This window comes from Sphingomonas sp. (assembly GCF_019635515.1).
Taxonomy (GTDB): Bacteria; Pseudomonadota; Alphaproteobacteria; order Sphingomonadales; family Sphingomonadaceae; genus Sphingomonas.
In genome coordinates this window covers 1,301,735-1,320,464 of sequence record NZ_JAHBZI010000001.1, presented here as the reverse complement: position 1 = coordinate 1,320,464, position 18,730 = coordinate 1,301,735, and the positions used below count along the sequence as shown (strand labels likewise).

The 18,730-nt window shown below is 65.7% G+C and carries 18 protein-coding genes; 4 read left to right on the top strand and 14 right to left on the bottom strand.

Translation table 11 applies throughout. The features are described 5' to 3' along the window. Positions 1 to 229: 229 nt before the first annotated feature. From KF730_RS06625 to KF730_RS06615, 3 genes are all read left to right on the top strand, one after another. Positions 230 to 376 carry a NepR family anti-sigma factor gene (locus KF730_RS06625; RefSeq protein ID WP_294093182.1) on the top strand — a complete coding sequence of 49 codons (147 nt, stop codon included), beginning with the start codon at positions 230 to 232 and terminating at the stop codon, positions 374 to 376. A gap of 8 nt (positions 377 to 384) precedes the next feature. Beyond that, the gene (locus KF730_RS06620) at positions 385 to 1,965 is read left to right on the top strand and encodes a sensor histidine kinase (RefSeq protein WP_294093179.1); all 1,581 of its coding nucleotides are present in this window, start codon (positions 385 to 387) and stop codon (positions 1,963 to 1,965) included. Between the two features lie 272 nt (positions 1,966 to 2,237). Then, positions 2,238 to 2,378, top strand: coding sequence for an entericidin EcnA/B family protein (locus KF730_RS06615; RefSeq protein WP_294093177.1), 141 nt, complete (start codon positions 2,238 to 2,240; stop codon positions 2,376 to 2,378). Positions 2,379 to 2,415: 37 nt separating this feature from the next. Here the strand turns inward: KF730_RS06615 and tatC are convergent, their stop codons facing one another. The 8 genes from tatC to argS all read right to left on the bottom strand — a co-directional run bounded on the left by tatC (position 2,416) and on the right by argS (position 8,820). Further along, positions 2,416 to 3,198, bottom strand: coding sequence for a twin-arginine translocase subunit TatC (gene tatC / locus KF730_RS06610; RefSeq protein ID WP_294093175.1), 783 nt, complete (start codon positions 3,196 to 3,198; stop codon positions 2,416 to 2,418). Continuing rightward, on the bottom strand, positions 3,195 to 3,611 hold the full coding sequence (tatB, locus tag KF730_RS06605; protein WP_294093173.1) for a Sec-independent protein translocase protein TatB: 417 nt from the start codon (positions 3,609 to 3,611) through the stop codon (positions 3,195 to 3,197). Before tatB ends, tatC begins: the two co-directional genes overlap by 4 nt. Before the next feature lie 48 nt (positions 3,612 to 3,659). Beyond that, the gene (locus tag KF730_RS06600) at positions 3,660 to 3,890 is read right to left on the bottom strand and encodes a twin-arginine translocase TatA/TatE family subunit (protein WP_294093172.1); all 231 of its coding nucleotides are present in this window, start codon (positions 3,888 to 3,890) and stop codon (positions 3,660 to 3,662) included. Between the two features lie 27 nt (positions 3,891 to 3,917). Further along, positions 3,918 to 4,523: an SMC-Scp complex subunit ScpB gene (gene scpB / locus KF730_RS06595; RefSeq protein ID WP_294093170.1), complete on the bottom strand. Its 606-nt coding sequence runs from the start codon at positions 4,521 to 4,523 to the stop codon at positions 3,918 to 3,920. Continuing rightward, positions 4,520 to 5,269: a ScpA family protein gene (locus KF730_RS06590; protein WP_294093168.1), complete on the bottom strand. Its 750-nt coding sequence runs from the start codon at positions 5,267 to 5,269 to the stop codon at positions 4,520 to 4,522. Before KF730_RS06590 ends, scpB begins: the two co-directional genes overlap by 4 nt. Positions 5,270 to 5,292: 23 nt before the next feature. Beyond that, positions 5,293 to 6,300 (bottom strand): beta-N-acetylhexosaminidase, encoded by a 1,008-nt coding sequence (nagZ, locus tag KF730_RS06585; protein ID WP_294093166.1) that lies wholly within the window; start codon positions 6,298 to 6,300, stop codon positions 5,293 to 5,295. A gap of 94 nt (positions 6,301 to 6,394) precedes the next feature. Then, on the bottom strand, positions 6,395 to 7,093 hold the full coding sequence (locus KF730_RS06580; RefSeq protein ID WP_365973149.1) for an SPOR domain-containing protein: 699 nt from the start codon (positions 7,091 to 7,093) through the stop codon (positions 6,395 to 6,397). Continuing rightward, entirely contained in the window at positions 7,093 to 8,820 is a 1,728-nt protein-coding gene (gene argS, locus KF730_RS06575; RefSeq protein ID WP_294093164.1) for an arginine--tRNA ligase, read from the bottom strand. Before argS ends, KF730_RS06580 begins: the two co-directional genes overlap by 1 nt. A 199-nt stretch (positions 8,821 to 9,019) precedes the next feature. Between argS and KF730_RS06570 the strand changes: the two genes are divergently transcribed. Beyond that, complete coding sequence (locus KF730_RS06570; protein WP_294093162.1) at positions 9,020 to 9,739, top strand: hypothetical protein; 720 nt, start codon at positions 9,020 to 9,022, stop codon at positions 9,737 to 9,739. 194 nt (positions 9,740 to 9,933) lie between these two features. Here the strand turns inward: KF730_RS06570 and KF730_RS06565 are convergent, their stop codons facing one another. The 6 genes from KF730_RS06565 to ftsA form a co-directional block, all read right to left on the bottom strand. Further along, complete coding sequence (locus KF730_RS06565; protein ID WP_294093160.1) at positions 9,934 to 11,085, bottom strand: DUF1501 domain-containing protein; 1,152 nt, start codon at positions 11,083 to 11,085, stop codon at positions 9,934 to 9,936. A 3-nt stretch (positions 11,086 to 11,088) separates the two neighbouring features. Continuing rightward, positions 11,089 to 12,624 (bottom strand): DUF1800 domain-containing protein, encoded by a 1,536-nt coding sequence (locus tag KF730_RS06560; RefSeq protein ID WP_294093158.1) that lies wholly within the window; start codon positions 12,622 to 12,624, stop codon positions 11,089 to 11,091. 98 nt (positions 12,625 to 12,722) lie between these two features. Beyond that, positions 12,723 to 13,886, bottom strand: coding sequence for a deoxyguanosinetriphosphate triphosphohydrolase (locus tag KF730_RS06555; protein ID WP_294093156.1), 1,164 nt, complete (start codon positions 13,884 to 13,886; stop codon positions 12,723 to 12,725). Between the two features lie 43 nt (positions 13,887 to 13,929). After that, on the bottom strand, positions 13,930 to 15,699 hold the full coding sequence (locus tag KF730_RS06550; RefSeq protein WP_294093154.1) for an SPOR domain-containing protein: 1,770 nt from the start codon (positions 15,697 to 15,699) through the stop codon (positions 13,930 to 13,932). Between the two features lie 87 nt (positions 15,700 to 15,786). Beyond that, a complete protein-coding gene (ftsZ, locus tag KF730_RS06545; protein WP_294093152.1) occupies positions 15,787 to 17,349 on the bottom strand; it encodes a cell division protein FtsZ in 1,563 nt (520 codons plus the stop codon). 114 nt (positions 17,350 to 17,463) lie between these two features. Then, on the bottom strand, positions 17,464 to 18,720 hold the full coding sequence (gene ftsA, locus KF730_RS06540; protein WP_294093150.1) for a cell division protein FtsA: 1,257 nt from the start codon (positions 18,718 to 18,720) through the stop codon (positions 17,464 to 17,466). Positions 18,721 to 18,730: the final 10 nt, after the last annotated feature.

The window sequence follows — 18,730 nt, the reverse complement described above, 5'->3', positions numbered from 1 at the left end:
TTCGCGTCCGTCACGTCCCATTGCAAACATTTATGCACCCGAAGGAAGCCCCTTCCCGGATATTGCATCGCATGTGGAACAATCGGCGCGCTGTTTGGTTTCATGAGGCTGAACCGGTTGGTGCAACTAAGTGGCGGCTCAAGCTTGCGCTGGGCCTCTTCGTTTTATACCGGACCCGGAACGTTCCGGCGTCCTCGAGGGGGAATTGGTGGTTTCCGCGAAGAAAGAGATGACCAAGCCTTCCCGCGCAAAGGGTGGAGAAGACGCCGGCAAGCCCAGCCGCAGCGTGGGCGACGCCTTGCGCCAGGCCTATGACGAGACCGTGGGCGAAGCCGTGCCCGACGATCTGCTCGCGCTTTTGAAAAAGCTCGACTAGCCGACCCGATGGACGCGCCGGAAACCGAGAAACGCAGCAGGGCTCCTGTCGCGGCGCTGGCCCGTATGCAAACAGGCGCGAAACTGTTCCTGATCCTGGTTTTCGCCCTCCTCCCGCTCGCGCTGATCGCACTGTTCATCACCATCCAGACCACGCAGACCGCCAATAGCGAGCGGCGCGAACGGCTAGCGGCGATGACCGAGGAAAGCTCGGGCACGCTGCGCACCGTGCTCACAAATCATGTCAGCCAATTGACCCAGGCGCTGGCGGCGCTCGAGGCCAATCCGCAGGACGCGCCGGCATGCACGCGGCTGGCGGGCACCTTCGGCTCGCAGGGATCGGCGCGGTTCGCGATCATCAATGGCGCGGGCAGGATCCTGTGCGGCGAACGATTCACGGTGGCGGGCGCGGCGGTGCTCAACCCTTCGCAACTGCGGGCCAAGATTGTCGACAACGGCCTGTCTTTGCGCATTGGCGGGCATGAAGGCGCGAGCGCAGTGGCGTTCTATCCGGCCGACATACTCAACACGATCGCGCGGCCCAACGGCTTCGTCCCCGAATATGCGCTGGAGCTGACCGCCGGCAACGACCGGCTCAATCTGCGCATGCTGCCCGGTGCCGGACCGCACGACCGGCGCGAGACGGCGCATAGCGAACTCGACGTCGACGGCCTCGGCATCGATATGTCGGTGCCCGGCACGCCGATCACATCGCCACTGATCATCGGCACCGTGATCATGGTCATCATGTGGATCGCCGCCGCGGCGATCGGCTGGCTTGTCGTCAACAGCCTGCTGATCCGTCCCCTGCGCCGTCTGCGCGCCAGCGTCGGCGCGTATCAGCCCGGTGAAATGATCGATATCGGCCGGGTCAGCGCGATGCCGGCGCAGGAAATCCGCGAGCTCGGCGAGACCTTTCGCGATATCAGCCGCACGGTGCAGGAGCATGAGGCCGAGCTGGCCGACGGACTGGTACGCCAGACCAAGCTGACCCGCGAAGTCCACCATCGGGTGAAGAACAACCTCCAGGTGATCGCCAGCCTGATCAATTTTCACGCCCGCGGCGCCAGGAGCGCGGAAGCGGCCGAAGCCTATGCATCGATCCAGCGCCGCGTCGATGCGCTCGCGGTGGTCCACCGCAACCATTATGCCGAGATGGAGGAAAATCGCGGGCTTGAGCTGCGATCGGTGATCGGCGAGTTGGCCGCCAATATCCGCGCCACCGCACCCGAACATGCCGCCGGCCTCGGTATCACGCTCGAAACCGAACCCGTTCTGGTCAATCAGGATGTGGCGACGGCGGTGGCTTTCCTGCTCACCGAGATCATCGAGCTGGCGATGAGCTGCATGACCGGCGCGCAGGTGCGGATATCGGTAAAGGCCGGGCCCGAGGAAGACCGTGCGACCTTGCGCGTGGTATCGCCCGCGCTGGTCGAGGGTGCCGAGCTCGAGGCGCTGCTCGAAAATCGCTATGGCCGCGTGCTCGGCGGCCTCGCCCGCCAGCTGCGCACCAAGCTGCATCACGACCCGCTGCTCGGCGCCTATGAAGCCTCGATCGCGATCACCGGAAAGCCCGGAATCCAGGGCTGAGAAAAAATTCAAAAAATTTCGATTCCGATGGAACCCCGGATCGCATGAATAGTTTTCTACTTCGGATAGTGACCTTTTGCCCCCCCGCTCTCGCTATCCAAGACATGGGCCCGGAAGCGTCAACCCTCCCCCCCCGGTGACGCTTCCGGGCCTAACACTTTCCAGATACTGGGAAATTCTCCGGGTCCCTTGGGACCCTTTTTCGTATGGGGAACGTTCCGGGGCCCTCGCGCATTCCCTTTCCGCCTCTCAAGGGCAGATGGAGAGTTTCAATGCGTAAGATCCTGACCTGTGCCGCACTGGCGGGCACTATCCTGATTTCGGCCTGCAACACCGTCGCCGGTGTCGGCCGCGACGTAGCCTCGGCGGGCGATACCGTTGCCAACGCCGCCGAAGACAGCAAACCCCGATAGACTATTTTCCGACCCTCCTCCGCGGCGCGGAGGAGGATTATGCGGGATCGGCTTCCGCGTCCGATTCCACCTCGGCCTCGCGTTCACGCCGGTTACGGGTGAACTTGATGCCGATCAGCGCAATGAAATAAAGCGCGATCAACGGCACCGCCAGCAACAGCTGCGAGACGACATCGGGCGGGGTCAGCACCGCGGCCACCGCGAACGCCGCGACCACCGCATAGCGCCAGGCGCCCTTCAATTGTTCGTAGCTGACGATCCCCGCGCGTTCGAGCAGCATCAGCAGCACCGGCAGCAGGAAGGTGATCCCGAACGCGAACAGGAACTGCATGATGAAATCGAGATATTTGCCGATCGCCGGCAAGGCCATCTGCTCGACACCCCCGCCGACCTGGCCCTGATAGCTGAGCAGGAAGTGCAAGGCGGTGGGGATCGCGACGGTATAGGCGAGCGTGGCGCCGGCTAGGAACAACGCCGGCGTGGCCAGCAGGAAGGGCAGCAGTGCCTTCTTTTCCTTGCGATACAGGCCCGGCGCAACGAACTGCCAGAGCTGGTTCGCGACCACCGGGAACGACACCATCATCGCGAAGAAGAACGCGACCTTCACCTGGACGAAAAACGCTTCGAAAATCTCGGTGTAGATCACCTTGGTCTGTCCGGCTGCGGCGAGCGGGCGAACAAGGAACGAGAAGATCGGCTGCGAGAAATAGAAACCGATGCAAAAGGTCACCACCAGCGCCGCGACGCAATACAGCAACCGCCGACGCAACTCGATCAGGTGATCGAGCAAGGGCGCCTGGGTATCATCGATATCGTTCATTCGGCCGCGTCCTCGCCCGGGTTTGCCAGCGTCTGGGCCTTTGGCTTGCGGACGCGCCTGAGCTTGGCCGCGGGCTCGATCTCGGGCGTGACTTCGAACAATTCGGGCTGCTCGACCGTCACCGGCGGCGCATCCTCCGCAGCGAAATGATCGGGCTGGGGGGCGGGCAGCGACGGCACCGGATGCTCACGCATGATCCGCTCATTCTCGGCGGCCCATTGCTTCTCCATCTCGGCCAGCTCGGCTTCGCGGACCATCGAATCGAAACCCGAGCGGAACTGACGCGCGACGCCGCGGGCGCGGCCGACCCATTTGCCCAGAAAGCGCATCGCCTTGGGCAAATCCTTGGGGCCGATCACGATCAGCGCGACGATCGCGACGACGAGAAACTCAGGCGCATTGAAATCAAGCATCGGTCATCGCCGGACACTGCGCGGCGCGAGCCGCGCGGAAAGAGTGGCTCAACGCTCCTCGCGGGTGCGCTCGGCTTCGACGTCGTAGGCTGGGTCCGCGGCCTTCTTGGCCTCGATGCGGGTCGCCGGCTTGTCGTCGTCGTCCTCGGCCATCCCTTTCTTGAACTGCTTGATGCCCTTGGCGACGTCGCCCATCATGTTCGAGAAACGACCGCCGCCGAGCAGCAGGATCGCCACCACGCCGAGCACGATCCAGTGCACCAGGCTAAAACCACCCATCGAAACTCTCCTTGATTCCGCCTCTATCTAGTCGTCCTGCGCCGGGGTTTCCACCTCGGCGTCGTCGCTACCCCCCGAATCTTCCAAACCTTCGAAGGCGAGATCGACGGGATCGAGCAGGCCGGCCGCCTTAAGATCATCCATTCCCGGCAGGTCGCGGCGGCTGGCGAGGCCGAAATGGGTGAGGAAACCGGCAGTCGTCGCATAGGTCAGCGGACGCCCGGGCACCTCGCGGCGGCCGGCCGGACGCACCCAGCCCGCCTCCATCAACACGTCGATTGTGCCCTTGCTGATCTGCACGCCGCGGATCGCCTCGATCTCGGCACGGGTGACCTGCTCGTGATAGGCGATGATCGCCAGCGTCTCGATGCCGGCGCGGCTGAGCTTGCGCGATTCCTCGCGGTCGCGGCGCAGCAGATGCGCGAGATCGGCGGCGGTCTGGAAGTGCCAGCGGTCGCCGCGGCGGACGATCTCGATTCCGCGGTCCGCATAGACAGTTTCGAGATCGGCGAGCGCGCCGCGCACATCGGCGTCCGCGCCAACATGCGCCTTTATCTCGTCGATCGTCATCGGGTTCTCCGACGCGAACAACACCGCCTCGACAGCGCGAGTGAGTTCGTCCTGCGGGTTCATGCGCCAGTCTTCAAATTAGGGGCCTTGAGATAGAGCGGCGCGAAGGCCGATTTCTGCTGAAGCTCGACCCTGCCCTGCTTGGCCAGTTCGAGCGCCGCGACGAAGGACGAAGCCAGCGCCGATTTGCGATAGGGACCGCTCGCTCCTTCCGGCAGGAAACTCTCGATCGTCGTCCATTCGATCCGCGTGCCGATCAGGCTGGAGACGCGCTCAATCGCTTCCTCCAGCGTCATCACATCGCGCACCGCGACGACGTGCATCACCGGACGGGTGCGGGCGCTGATCCGACCATAGGCCGCAATCAGATCGTAGATTTCGGCTTCCCAATTGGCTTTTCGCAGCACGCGCAGCCCTTCCGGGGCGCCGCGACGGAAGATGTCGCGGCCCAACCGGTCGCGCGCCACCAGCCGGGCGCCGGCCTCACGCATGGCGTTGAGGCGTTCGAGGCGGAGTTGCAGGCGGAGCGCCAGCTCCTCGGGGCTCGGGCTCTCCTCGGGATTGCGCGGCAGCAGCAGCGCCGATTTGAGATAGGCCAGCCACGCCGCCATCACCAGATAATCGGCGGCGAGCTCCAGCCGCAGCTCGCGCGCTTGGTTCACGAAGGCGATGTATTGATCGACCAGTTCGAGGATCGAGATCGCGCGCAGATCGACCTTCTGGTTGCGGGCGAGCGCCAGCAATAGATCGAGCGGCCCTTCCCAGCCGTCGATATCGATGGTGAGGATTTCGGAGGCTTCGGCTTCCATACCGGGCAAGTTAAGCAGAGCGTTCAGGCAAGCGCCAGCAGTTCGTCCCGGATTGCTGTCAGTTCCGCCATTTCTCGCCGGTCGGGGCCGCCCGCAACGGTCGCCAGCGCCCGATCCAGACGGGTGACGCATTCGGGTGTCGCCTCTCCGATCAGCCCGGCGATCTCGACCATTTCGTCCATCCGCGCCCAGCAATCGAGCACCACGTCGCAACCCGCGGCCAGCGCCCGGGTGGCTTTCTCTCCCGCCGTGCCCGACAGCGCCTTCATGTCGATATCGTCGGTCATCAACAGGCCGTCGAAGCCGATGCTACCGCGGATGATTTCGGAGATCACGGTGGGCGACAGCGTCGCGGGTCGCTCCGCATCCCATGCCTCGAACACGACGTGACAGGTCATGCCCATCGGTGCGTCCTTGTTGCTGCGGAAGGGCTCGATATCGACCTCCAGCGCGGCGCCATCCGCCTTGACACGCGGCAGCTCCAGATGACTATCGACCATGGCGCGGCCGTGCCCCGGCATATGCTTGACCACGCCGACCACCCCACCCCGACACAGGCCCTCCACCGCGGCGCGGCCAAGCGCCGCGACCTGCATCGGCTCGCCACCAAAGGCGCGGTCACCGATCGCCTGTGTCACTTGCGGAGTGACGACATCGAGCAACGGTGCGCAATCGACATTGACGCCGACCTCGTGGAGCATCAGCGCCAGCGCGTGATAATTGGCGCGGGCCGCCTCGATCGCCGAGATCGGCGCTTTCTCATAGAGCGCGTTGAACGCGGCGCCCTCGGGGAATGCCTGCCATTCGGGTGGCTGCATCCGCGCGACCCTGCCACCTTCCTGATCGATCAGGATCGGCACATCGGCGCGCCCGGTCAACTCGCGGATGCTGTCGGTCAGCGCCCGCATCTGCGCGCGATCGCCGCAATTGCGCTTGAACAGGATATAGCCGAGCGGGTTCGCCTCCTTGAAGAAGGCGCGTTCGTCATCGGTGAGGCTCAGGCCGGAAACGCCAAAGATTACGGGCTTCATGGGTGTCCCCTAACAAATCCTCCCCCGGAGGGGGAGGGGGTCTACCTCTCCACCAGCTTCGCTGGTCCCCCTCTCCCTTCGGGAGAGGATTTAGCTAGTTCGCCACGTAGCACTTCTCGCCAGCGCTCTGGAGCTTGCCGCAGATTTCCTTGGCCTGACCGTTCGAGCCGGCGTTGACGCGCAGGCGATAAACGGGCTTGCCGTCCTTCTCGCCCTTCTCCACCGATTTGCCGAGCGGCGCCAGATAGGCGAAACGCTTCGACAAACGGCTCCATGCCGCATCCGCGCCGCCCTGATCGGGGAAGGCGCCGAGCTGGATTAGCGCGCCCGAGCCATTGTTGGCGGGCGCGGCTGCCGGAGCCACTGGAGCCCCGGGCGTCGGCACGTTGATCTTGGCGGTCTTGCTGCCGCCATCGGCGCTGCCGGTCTGCGCGGTCTTTTCACCCTGCACCGGGGCTTCAGGCATCGCGCCGGCATTGATCGACGCGTTGCTGGCATTGCCCTGGCTGGTCGAGAAGACGGTATCCCCCTCGCCTTCGACCATCCGGCCGCCGGGCTCGTCGGGCTTGACCTTGTAATCGCCTTCCTGGGCGTTGATCAGTTGACCGTTGCCGGTCAGCCCCTGCTGCTTCTGATACCAGTAATAGCCGCCGACACCGGCGCCGATGACCATCAGAAGCAAAACGATGAGCAGCAAAATCCTGCCGAACGAAGGACCCTCGCGGTAATCCTCCTCGACGGTTTCAAGCCACGGCAGGCGATCATCGTCGCCATAACCGGGTTGCATGCTCATCACTTCATCTCCTGGACGGCCTCGACTCCCATGATGCCGAGCCCATTACGCACAATTTGCCCGATCCCCCGCGCCAGATAAAGGCGCGCGCACGTTAACCTTACCTGATCCGGCAAAAGGAAACGACGCTCCGGATTATCGTTGCCCTGATTCCACAAAGCGTGGAACGCTGCCGCCAAGTCATAGAGATAAAATGCGATTCTATGCGGCTCGCGAGCCAGCGCCGCGCTCTCGACGATCCGCGGGAACTGCGCGGCGAGCTTCACGACGCCGAGCTCTTCCGTATCAAGCAGGGACAGTTCCGCATCGGGACAGTCGATGCCGGCCTCCGCGGCCTTGCGATGCAGCGACGCGATGCGGGCATGGGCATAGTTAACGTAGAAGACCGGATTATCCTTCGACGCCTCGACCACCTTGGCGAAATCGAAGTCCATCTGGGCATCGGCTTTGCGGGTCAGCATCGTGAAGCGGACGACATCCTTGCCGACTTCCTGGACGACATCGGCGAGCGTCACGAAATTGCCGGCGCGCTTCGACATCTTGACCGGCTCGCCGGCGCGGAGCAGCCGCACCATCTGGACGAGCTTGACGTCGAACTTGGTCTCGCCGCCGGTCAGCGCCGCCACTGCCGCGACGATCCGCTTGACCGTGCCGGCATGATCCGCGCCCCAGATGTCGATCAGCTGATCGGCCGATTGCGCCTTTTGGAAATGATAGGCGAGGTCGGCGCCGAAATAGGTCCAGCTGCCATCGGACTTCTTGATCGGGCGATCCTGATCGTCGCCAAACTGGGTGGCGCGGAACAGCGGCAGCTCAACCGGCTCCCAATCCTCGGGCGTCTCGCCCTTGGGGGCTTCGAGGACGCCGTCGTAAACGAGATCGCGCGCGCGCAGCCACGCCTCGGCATCGGCCGGCTTGCCCGCCGCCTGAAGCTCCGCCTCGGACGAGAACAGGTCGTGATGGATGCCGAGCAGGGCGAGGTCGGCCTTGATCATCACCAGCATGTCGGCAACCGCGGCCTTGCGGAACTCGACCAGCCATTCGCTCTCGGGCGCGCCGACGAACTTGTCGCCATGACGGTGCGCCAGCGCGTCGCCGACGGGCTTGAGATAATCGCCGGGATAGAGACCCTCGGGGATCTCGCCGATATCCTCGCCCAGCGCCTCGCGGTAGCGCAGATGCGCCGAGCGGGCGAGCGTATCGACCTGGCCGCCGGCATCGTTGACGTAGTACTCGCGCACCACCTTGTGCCCGGCATATTCGAGCAGGCTGGCGAGCGCATCGCCGACCACCGCGCCGCGGCAATGGCCCATATGCATCGGGCCCGTGGGATTGGCCGAGACATATTCGACGTTGACGGTCGTGCCCTCGCCGATCGCCGAGCGGCCATAATCGCTGCCGGCATCGAGGATCGCCTGAAGCTCGTCGCGCCACGTCGCGTCGGTCAGCGTCATATTGATGAAGCCCGGTCCGGCGACGCTCACCGCCTGAACCTCACCCAGCTTCTCCAGCTCGGCAGCCAGCTTCTCGGCCAGCGCGCGCGGGTTCGTGCCGGCAGGCTTGGCGAGGACCATCGCGGCATTGGTCGCCAGATCGCCATGCGTCGCGTCGCGCGGCGGCTCGACCGTGACATTGCGTCGCTCCACGCCCGCCGGCAGATCGCCCGAAGCCACAAGGGCATCGAGCGCGGCATCGATATGGGCAGCGAAACGGGCGTAGAGGGTCACGGGGTGCTTCCGATGTTGCAAGGAAGCGCGGCCTTTAGACCAACCATGCTGCACGTGCAAAGTGGCGGATGGGGCAGCGCACTAGGTATGGCTTTCGCCTCGCAAACCCCTTGTCAGCTTCGACCAAAATCAGCCAATCCCGCAGCGTTGCGATCGGCGCAAAAATCTGCTTACACTCTTGTCAGTAAGGGGTGCCGTCATGCTGTGGACTATTATCGATGGCGTCGTGCATGAGCGTGACGCTGTGCTGGCATGGGAAGATCGACGCATGGCGGCTGTCCGCAAACGGCTGGGCCTGGCACGGTCGAGCGCACCCCGCGACATTCAACGCAAGGAGTTGCTCGAACGAAAGCTGGCGCTGGGCCATAGCGGCTTGCGCAAGCTGCTTGGCCGAAAGCTGTGGCTGTCGGAAAAGATCGCGCGGGTCAGCGTCGCGGTGTCCGGGAAATCGCGGCGGTTCAGTGTGTGCGAGATCGAAGTCGCGCGTGGTTCGGCCGCACATTTCGCCAAATGGTTTATGGATTTGAACACCGTCGATGGCGAACGGGCGATGCTCGATGCCTGTCCCGATCACTACATCATCACCCCCGATCAACAGGGGCGTCAGATTGTTGTCGAAACGACAGGCGGTTCGCCGTTACCGGGCGAATTCACCTTCGATGTCGATGACATTTCCACGCTTCTGACAACCGCCGACCCAAGCTACCCAGTGCAGATCGCTGGGGTTGCGCGCTTGCGAGACGGCCTTGCTATCGGTGGCGTTCGCCATCAGTTTCGCGAGGAAGGTGACGGGTTTCGAGCTTTGCTGACGGTCGAGTTTCCCGGCAGCGTGCCCGCATATATGATTGCGGAACATCGCTGGCATCTGGCAGTCGAGTTCTCCAATTGGATCGAAGCCGCGTCAGCGGAGGACGGCTGACCATCCAAAAGCCGACGTGCGCGCCCCCCATTGCAATGTAGGATTTCGCCTGCTTGGCTAAGCCGGTCGGGATTCCCGGCTGCTCTTTGAAACCATCGGCCCGGGAAACCCCATGGTCAGTGCGAACATTGGGACCATTCGCGCCGCTGAACCGGCGCGATAGTGTAAAGCTGGTGTAAACTTTGACGTTGCGATCAGGCCCGCACCAGATCCTGGATCGGTCGCGACGCCTGCATGTTCGGGAACAGCTTCGCCGCGGCCTGCGCACCCGTCAGGTCGAAATGCGATCCGACCGCGCTGGCGATCAGCGTGTCGAGCGCCATGGTTGGCTTGAGGTCGCGGCCCTCGTAGAGCGCCGCATCGCCCAGGCCCGGCCAATCGGCCAGCACCCGGCCGCCATTGACCGCGCCGCCAAGCAACATCGCCGCGGAACCCGTGCCGTGATCGGTGCCGCCGGTGCCGTTTACCTTCACCGTCCGCCCGAACTCGGTGGCGACGAGCACCATCGTATCGTTCCACAAAGGCCCGAGCCCGGCCTTGAGCGCGGCGATCATCCCGTCGAGCCCGCGCAGCTGGACACCCAGCCGCGCGCGCTGCTGCGCATGCGTATCCCAGCCGCCGGTCTCGATCATCGCGACGCGCGCGCCGCCCTCGGCGCTCAGCAGCTTGGCGGCGAGATCGCCGGTCGCGGCGGCGTTGCGGCCATTGTCGGCGGCCATGTCGCTGGTCAGCATCCGCGTCGCCGTTGCCTGTTCCCATAGCCCGTGGAGCTGCGGGTCGCCGGCGTACATCGATGCGACCCGGTGCAGCAGATCGTCGGTCGCGTCGGGCAACGCCGAGGGCGCATAGCTCGCCACCTCGACCGGCCCGCGCAGTGCCATCGGCACCGTCGCCGCCAGCGCGATCGCCTTGTCTTCCCGGGGCAGCAGCGAGAGCAGCCGGTTAAGCCAGCCATCCTTGAGCGCATAGGCCGAGGTGCCACCGGTCTCGAGCACATTCTGCCCATCGAAATGCGAGCGGTCGCGATAGGGCGAGGCGACGGCATGGACGAACAGCGCCTGCTTCGCCTGATACAGGCCGGCGACCGTCGTCATCCCCGGATGCAACGCGAACATGGAATCGAGCTTGGCGGCAGATGCGAAATCCTCCGCCAGAGCGCCGCGCTGGCTGACAAACCCCGGATCGCCGACGGGAGCGATCGTGCCGAGCCCGTCGGCGGCGCCGCGCTGGATGATGAAGACGAAACGCTTGGTTGTGGCCGCACTGGCGAAGGTCATCTTCGCGCCGAGCGTGGAGGTGAAGATCGCGCCAGCGCCCAGCGCCACGAAATTGCGTCGGTTCAGCATGGCTTATCTCCGCATGAATTCGGGGGCGACGAGCATCAGCGCCACGCCCTGCCCCGGACTTTCGGCGCGGGCTATCGCCTGCGCGGTGGTGTCGCTGAGCGCGCCGGGGAAAAGCTGCGTGGCGCGCCGGCGGGCGTCGATGGTGTCACGGGTGCGCTGCGCCATCCGTTCCGCGGCCTCGACCCGGCGCATCACCGCGTCCGGCCCGGCCCAGGCGGCGGCGACATCGTCCCACCCCGCCGGCGAACCCGGCCGCCACACCGGCTGACCGAGCTGGGTGAGCAACCCGTTCGCGGCGTTGGCCTGCAATTGCTCGGCGCCAAGCGCGCGCATTGCCGAGATCGACCACTCCCAGGGCGACTTGAACTTGACCGGTTGCGGCGCCCAGCATTCGGGGGCGTCGATCAGCACGCGATAAAGCGTCGGCAGATCGCCGCCCGATTTGAGGAAAGCGCTTTCAAGCTGGGCAACCAAAGCTGGCGGCGGCTCGTCACCGGCAAAGTGCCGCGCCAGCTTGGTGGCGATATGCCGCGCCGTCGCGGGATGCGTTGCCAGCATATCGAGCACCGCCGCAGCCTGGCCCTCTCCCTGTTGCGTCCAACGCTTGCCGAGGATGGTGCGCATGCCCGGCTCGTGCAGCCGCTCGGCGAAGACGAAGCGGCCGGGTTCGCCATCGGTGCCGGCAAAACGCGCACCGCGGCCTCTGCCTAGCCCCGCGACGGTCCAGCCAGTCATCGCCCGCGCGAATTCGGTGACGTCGGACTGGCCGTAACCGGTGCGGACGCCAAGCGTGTGCAGTTCAAGGATTTCGCGCGCGAGATTCTCGTTAAGGCCGGGCAGGTTGTTGCCTCCGGCTCGGCGGCGCTGGGCGATTTGCCCCGTCATGCTGTTCGGGCCGATCGACTGCGCCTGATCGAGGTAGAGCAGCATCCCGGGATGGCGCTCGACGGCGTGGAGCATGTCACCGAACTTGCCCATGACGTGCGGGCGGATCGCTTCGAACTCGAACGCCCCGGCCAGGCCGATCACCTGCAGCTTGTCCGCCGAGACCGCGAAATGATTGGCCCAGAAATGCACCAGCCGTTCGGCGAAGGGCGCTGGGCTGGTCAGTGCAACGGTTGCGCGCGCGCCTACCGCGACGGCATAATGCTCGCGCGCCTGGCGCCGCGCGAAACGACGCACCTGCGCGGCGGGATCGTTGGCCCGCTCCCTCTCCTTCATCGCCTCCCCGGCCATCGGCTTTTCGGACATTTCCTGGCCGGGCACGGATTGCATGGAGTCGGGCATCGCCGGCTTGGCGCGAGCAGGCCCGCGCTGCCTCCGCCCCGGATTCTGCGGGCGCGCCTGGCGAAGCTCTTCAAAATAATCAGCGAGTTCGGCAGCGATTTGCGAAGTCGGTGGCAGCACTGCGATCTGCTGCGGACGCGGCTCGTAGCGCTGCAATTGCGCGGCGAGCCATTGCCTGGGATTGGCGCCGGGGTCGTCGCCGGGGCGGCCTCCCAAACCGAAGCGGTTCAGCGCGATGCTGGCATCTGCCATCGAAATATCCTTCTGCGGCCATGCGAAGAATAGACCCGCTTTGTCGCAAAAATGTACCAGTCACACGACCGGGCGCACGCCGGGCTCGCCTCGCCGCGCTAGAACCCTTCGGGCAGGTCGATCGGTCCAATCACCTCGCGATAACGCTTGATCGCGTAGCGATCGGTCATGCCGGCGATGAAATCGGCGATATGGCGGCTGCGCCACGGCGCATCGGCGGGCAGCGCCTCGCGCCATTCCGCGGGCATCAATCCGGGATCGGCGGCATAGGCGGCGAACAAGCCCGCAACGATCTGATGCGCGGCATCCGCCGCCGCGATCTGATCGGGATGGTGATAGAGATTGGCGTACATGAACGCCTTGAGCCCGCGCTCGGCCTCGCGCATCACGTCCGAGAAATGCGCAAGGCAGCGTCCCGCCGCCCTGACATCGCCGATCGATTGCACACCGCTATCCGCCACCCGCACACGCGTCGCCGCGATCAGGTCGTTGGCCATCGTCCCGATTTGCGAACGCACCATTTCGCCGATCAGGCGCTTGCGGTCGGTGCCGGGATAGCTGCTCTCAACCGTGCGCCAGCCTTCGGCGACCATCGGCACTTCCATGAGTTGGTCGAGCGTTAGCAGACCCGCGCGCAACCCATCATCGATATCGTGATTGTCATAGGCGATATCGTCGGCGATCGCCGCGACCTGCGCCTCAAGCGAGGGCCAGCTGGTCAGGTCGAGGGGGAATTGCCGGTCCGCCTCGGCCAGCGCCCATTGCGGCTCGTGGATAGGGCCATTGTGCTTGGCCAAGCCTTCGAGCATGTCCCACGTGAGATTGAGACCATCCCATCCCGGATAAGGCCGTTCGAGCACGGTCAGCGTGCGCAGGGTATGACCGTTATGATCGAAACCGCCCTGCCCGGCCAAGGCCTCCTCCAGCGCCCGCTCCCCGGCATGGCCGAATGGCGGATGACCGATATCGTGGGCGAGGCACAGCGCTTCGGTCAGGTCCTCATTGAGTCCAAGCGCCCGCGCCACCGTCCGTCCGATCTGCGCGACTTCCAGGCTGTGAGTCAGCCGCACCCGGAAGTGATCGCCATCGGGCGCCATGAACACCTGCGTCTTGGAGCGCAGGCGGCGGAAGGCGATCGAATGGATGATCCGGTCGCGGTCGCGCTGAAACGCGTCGCGCGGGCCGCGAATCCCGCCCTGTTCGGCATACAGGCGGCCGCGACTATCGGCAGGTGTGCAGGCCCAGGGAGCGATCGATCTCACGGTTCGCGTCCCTATCGCCTTGGAACCGCCTTGTCGCCTCCCCTTATTTGAGCGTCAGCCGCGTGATCTTCTGGCCCGCTTCACTGGTGAAGACGAACGCCGAGACGCCGGCCTTGCCGAGCGTGTTGACGAAGGCCTGCGCCTCGGCGCTGCTTTTGAACGGTCCGGCCAGCACGCGATTGGTCGCGCGCAGCGGTGCGGTCCACGGCGTCTTTCCTTTCATTGCCGCCGGAGCCTTGGCGGCCACCGCCTGCCATGCCTTGGACAAGGTCGTCTCGTTGGCGCCGCCGGCGACCTGCACCCAAGTGCGCGACGGCTCGGTCTTGGCCGGGTCGGGTTTCTTCGGATCGGGTTTCTTGGCGGCGGCCGCAGGATCGGGTTTCTTAGCCTTGGGGTCGGGCTTCGCCGGAGTTTTCGCGTCGGGCTTGGCCTTCGCTGGTGCCGGATCCGGCTTGGCGGGTTCGGGCTTCGCCACGGGCGCGGGCTTGGGTGCCACCGGCTTGGGCGCGACTTCCGCGATCCGTACAGGCTCCGGTTGGGGCTCTGGCGGCCTGGAGACCGCATCGAGCTCCTCGGCGGGAATCGTGATGCCATTGACGATCGATGCGAGCGTCGCGTCTTCACGGCCGATGCGGCGCTCCGGCGCGGGCTTGGCACGCAGCGTTTCCGGCTGCGGTTCAGCCATCATTGGGCGCGGCGCGGGACGATCGACCGAGAAACGCTCGGGTAGTGGCATAGTGCGATTGCTGGCGAGCTGGACCGGCGCGGGCGTGGGGGTCGGTGCGGGGGTGGCCTGCACGATCTCCCGCCGCTCGACATATTGTGGCGGCGGCGGAAGGTCCGGTTCCTTGACGGCAACCGCTACCGGCTCGGCCGGGCGGCGTGCGGCAGCGGCGACCGCGTCACGCTCGTCACGCTCGCGCTCGCGCCGGGAACGACGGTCGCGGTCCTTGCGCCCAGGCTGCGCCTGCGCAACCGGCTGTGGCGGCGCGGCGGCCACGACCACCGGCTTGGGCTGCGGTGACCATTGGGGCACGTCTGGCGCCATCCGCGCATCGGCTAGCCGCGCCTGGGTGGGCGACAATTCCCCGAAATGCACGGCAAAGGCGCGGTCGGCCGGCGACAACCCGGCCAGGCGGCGGAAGAAGGGCGAAAGCGCCGCGCCCATGTTTCCCGGCATCATGGTGCTGGCGATGCGGTCGGCACCGGCAAGATCGCCGTTCATGGCGAGGATGAAGGCGCGCGCACGCCACGATGCGCGGTCACTGCGGCGGAGCAGCGGGTCGAGTTCCTTCATCGCCTGATCGACATCGCCGGTAATCCCGAGCGACAGCGCATAGCGGCGGACAGTCTCATCGTCGCGGAAGGTGGCAAGCGCAGTCCGGTAGTCGCGCTGGGCGAGATCGGGGGCGCCGAGCAGGTCATAGACCCAGCCGCGGTCGCTCGCGAACTGGCTGACCCGAAGCCCCCGCGCCTCGGCTTGCTGGAACAGCCGCAGCGCCTCGCCGGGGCGCTCAAGGCGCACGAGGGTTGAGGCCCTGCCGGAAAGGATGCGCGGATTGGTCGGGTCGATCGCCTCGGCGCGCTGGAAGAACGCCAGGGCCGCCGACGTGTCGCCCAGCCGCGCGCTGAGATCGCCGGCATCGAGCAGCGCCAGCGTGTCGCGCGGATCGCTGGCGAGACGGCGAACTTCGCCGGCCAGCCGGTCGGCATCGGGGTTGGGAACGGCGACGACTTCCTGGGCGAAAGCGGGCGCGGCGGCGCTCAGCGCGAGGATCAGCGCAGTCGAGCGAAGGAATCGGATCCGGATCATTGCCAATAAACTGCGCGCCATCCGCTGAACCGCCAATGACATGCGCCGCCGCGCTCGCCGAAACGAGCCACGGCGGCGACGAACGCCTTACTGGTTGTTCTGGCTGCGCAGGAAGCGCGGGATATCGAGCGGATCCTTATCGTCGTCATCGCTCGACTTGGACCCGCCGCGCGAGGCCGAAGCCATGCGCTCGAACAAGGTGCCGCCGGGCTTCTTGGCGGGCTTCGCCTCGGCCGCAGGCTCGTCATCGTCGCTGCTGCCGCCACCGGTCAGCCAGCGGCGGCGCGGCGGCGTGCCACCGCCCAAATCGGCAGCCGGCTGTTCGGCCGCCGGCGTATCGAGCTCAAGCGCCTCTTCGGGGGCTTCCTTGGAACCGAGCACCAGTTCGTCTTCATCGGCGCCGTCATCGACCCAGCCGGCGGGTTCCGGCTGCGCCTCTGCGGTCGGCTCGGGCTCATAGGCTTCCGGCACGCGCGGCGCTTCGACGGCGGGCTCCGGCGTCAGCGCGGCTTCCGCGCCAAGCTCGAGGCTGTCGGAGAAACCGGGTTGCGGCGCTTCGGGTTCGGGCGCGGCTTCAGGCGCCGGCGCGGTCGCAGCAACCGGCTCCGCGGCGGTACGGCGCGGGGTCGAAAAGGAGAAAACGCGCGGCTGTTCGGCGGCGCGCGGCGCGGCGGCGGGCTGCGCCTCGGCATCGATACCGGTGGCGACGACCGAAACGCGGATCTTGCCTTCCAGCTCTGGATTGAAGGCCGAACCCCAGATGATGTTGGCATCGGGATCGACCAGCTCGCGGATATGGTTCGCCGCTTCATCGACTTCCAGCAGGCGCATGTCTTCGCCGCCGGTTATCGAGACGATCACGCCCTTGGCGCCGTTCATCGAGACGCCGTCGAGCAGCGGATTGGCGATCGCCTTCTGCGCGGCGATCAGCGCGCGGTCGTCGCCATCGGCTTCGCCGGTACCCATCATCGCCTTGCCCATTTCCTGCATCACGGCGCGGATATCGGCGAAGTCGAGGTTGATCAGGCCAGGCATCACCATCAGATCGGTGATCCCGCGCACACCCTGCTGGAGCACCTCGTCGGCCAGCTCGAACGCTTCCTTGAAGGTGGTGTTGGCATTGGCGATCAGGAACAGGTTCTGATTGGGGATGACGATCAGCGTATCGACATATTTCTGCAGCTCTTCGATGCCGGCTTCGGCGCTCTGCGCGCGGCGCTTGCCTTCGAAGGCGAAGGGCTTGGTCACGACGCCGACCGTCAGGATGCCCATGTCGCGCGCCGCCTTGGCGATGACAGGCGCCGCGCCGGTACCGGTGCCGCCGCCCATGCCGGCTGCGAGAAACACCATGTGCGCGCCCTCAAGCGCCTTCTGGACCTGATCGATCGTCTCTTCGGCGGCCGCGCGGCCGATCTCGGGACGCGAGCCTGCGCCGAGGCCCTGCGTGATCTTGGCGCCGAGCTGGATGCGCGAGCCCGCCGAAGATTGCTTCAGCGCCTGCGCGTCGGTGTTCGCGACAAGGAAGTCGACGCCCTGCACCTGCGCCCGGATCATGTTCGCGATGGCATTGCCGCCCGCGCCACCGACACCGATCACGGTGATCTTCGGGGTCAGGTCATCCACCTCGGGCGGAAGGAAATCGATACTCATCGCCTTGGTCTCCCCTCGCGCCGGATCAGGCCGACGCAAAATCTAGTGGGTTCCGTTCTGCACGAACCCAAGAGGCGACTCTAGAGGAAAGACGGAGTTATCGACAGCTTTCCTCTAATAATTCGCACGGAACGCCGCCATAAGGCGCTGGATCAGCGCGCCGGGGCTAGCTCTGGTCACCATCTGGTGCGCGGGCTCGAGGCTGCGCAGGTCAATGGGGTCCGCCGCGGCGAAGCGCGCCAGGCCCGCCAGCGTCGCGAATGCCGGGCCGGCATGGGCTTCGGGAAGCGCGACCAGACCCTTGGAACGGCCGACGCGGACCGCCGAGCCCAGCGATTGCTGGGCATAGTCAGCGATGCCCTTCAGATCGGCGCCGCCACCGGTCAGCACGATCTGACGGCCCACGGGATCGTTGAAGGCGAGCTTGCGCAGTTCCTTCTGGATTTCGAGCATCAGCCGCTCAAGCCGCTGGCGGATGATCGCGTTGAGCTGCGCCTTGGTGATGCGCGGGCCGTCGCCCGCCTCCGCCGTCGCCGGCACCACATCGATCATCTCGTGATTGTCGCGAGGGCTGAGGTTCGCCGAGCCATGGAAGCATTTGGTGCGCTCCGCCCATTGCCGCGCGGTGCCGAACGCCGATGCGATATCGTCGGTGATGTCGGCCGAACCCATCGGGATCGACGCCAGCCCGGCAAGCACACCGCCTGCGAACACGCTGACATTGGTCACGCCCGCGCCGATCTCGACCAGCGCCACGCCCAGTTCGCGCTCCTCTTCGGTGAGGCAGGCAAGACCCGTCGCCACCGGCGCGGCGATGATCGAGCGGACTTCGAGATGCGCCGAGCGAACGCAATGATCGAGATTGCGCACCGGCGCGCCATCGGTGGCAACGACATGGATATCGACGCCGAGACGGTCGGCATGGAGCCCAAGCGGCCGCTTGACACCCGACAGGCCGTCCACCGTGTACCGCGTCGGCTGCGCATGGAGGACCATCTTGCCCTGCGGATCGATGGCGTCGCGCCCGGCCTTGAGCAGTTCGTCGATGTCGCTCTGCTCGATCCGGTGCCCACCGAGATCAGCTTCGAGCTTGACGATATCGGAGAGAAGACCGCCCGCCGAGAAGCTAACCCACACGTCCTCGATATTCTGGCCGGCAATACGCTCGGCCTGCTCGACGGCTTCACGGATGGCGAGTTCGGTCGCGGCCATATCCGCCACATAGCCGCGCTTGACGCCGCGGCTCTCACGCTGACCCGTGCCGAGCACGACGAGCTGCCCGTCATCGGTCTTCTGCGCGATCAGTGCCGATACCTTCGACGATCCCACGTCGAGCGCGGTGATCAGCCCCTCCGGTGCAACCTTCGCCATGCCCCGTTTA

Bases quoted from the DNA above. Each gene is read 5' to 3' on its own strand.
- ftsZ (WP_294093152.1), bottom strand. From the start codon at position 17,349: ATGAGTATCGATTTCCTTCCGCCCGAGGTGGATGACCTGACCCCGAAG.
- KF730_RS06580 (WP_365973149.1), bottom strand. From the start codon at position 7,093: ATGAGCATGCAACCCGGTTATGGCGACGATGATCGCCTGCCGTGGCTT.
- tatB (WP_294093173.1), bottom strand. From the start codon at position 3,611: ATGCTTGATTTCAATGCGCCTGAGTTTCTCGTCGTCGCGATCGTCGCG.
- ftsA (WP_294093150.1), bottom strand. From the start codon at position 18,720: ATGGCGAAGGTTGCACCGGAGGGGCTGATCACCGCGCTCGACGTGGGA.
- KF730_RS06600 (WP_294093172.1), bottom strand. From the start codon at position 3,890: ATGGGTGGTTTTAGCCTGGTGCACTGGATCGTGCTCGGCGTGGTGGCG.
- KF730_RS06565 (WP_294093160.1), bottom strand. From the start codon at position 11,085: ATGCTGAACCGACGCAATTTCGTGGCGCTGGGCGCTGGCGCGATCTTC.
- KF730_RS06615 (WP_294093177.1), top strand. From the start codon at position 2,238: ATGCGTAAGATCCTGACCTGTGCCGCACTGGCGGGCACTATCCTGATT.
- tatC (WP_294093175.1), bottom strand. From the start codon at position 3,198: ATGAACGATATCGATGATACCCAGGCGCCCTTGCTCGATCACCTGATC.
- nagZ (WP_294093166.1), bottom strand. From the start codon at position 6,300: ATGAAGCCCGTAATCTTTGGCGTTTCCGGCCTGAGCCTCACCGATGAC.
- KF730_RS06620 (WP_294093179.1), top strand. From the start codon at position 385: ATGGACGCGCCGGAAACCGAGAAACGCAGCAGGGCTCCTGTCGCGGCG.
- KF730_RS06625 (WP_294093182.1), top strand. From the start codon at position 230: ATGACCAAGCCTTCCCGCGCAAAGGGTGGAGAAGACGCCGGCAAGCCC.
- KF730_RS06550 (WP_294093154.1), bottom strand. From the start codon at position 15,699: ATGATCCGGATCCGATTCCTTCGCTCGACTGCGCTGATCCTCGCGCTG.
- KF730_RS06560 (WP_294093158.1), bottom strand. From the start codon at position 12,624: ATGGCAGATGCCAGCATCGCGCTGAACCGCTTCGGTTTGGGAGGCCGC.
- scpB (WP_294093170.1), bottom strand. From the start codon at position 4,523: ATGAACCCGCAGGACGAACTCACTCGCGCTGTCGAGGCGGTGTTGTTC.
- KF730_RS06590 (WP_294093168.1), bottom strand. From the start codon at position 5,269: ATGGAAGCCGAAGCCTCCGAAATCCTCACCATCGATATCGACGGCTGG.
- KF730_RS06570 (WP_294093162.1), top strand. From the start codon at position 9,020: ATGCTGTGGACTATTATCGATGGCGTCGTGCATGAGCGTGACGCTGTG.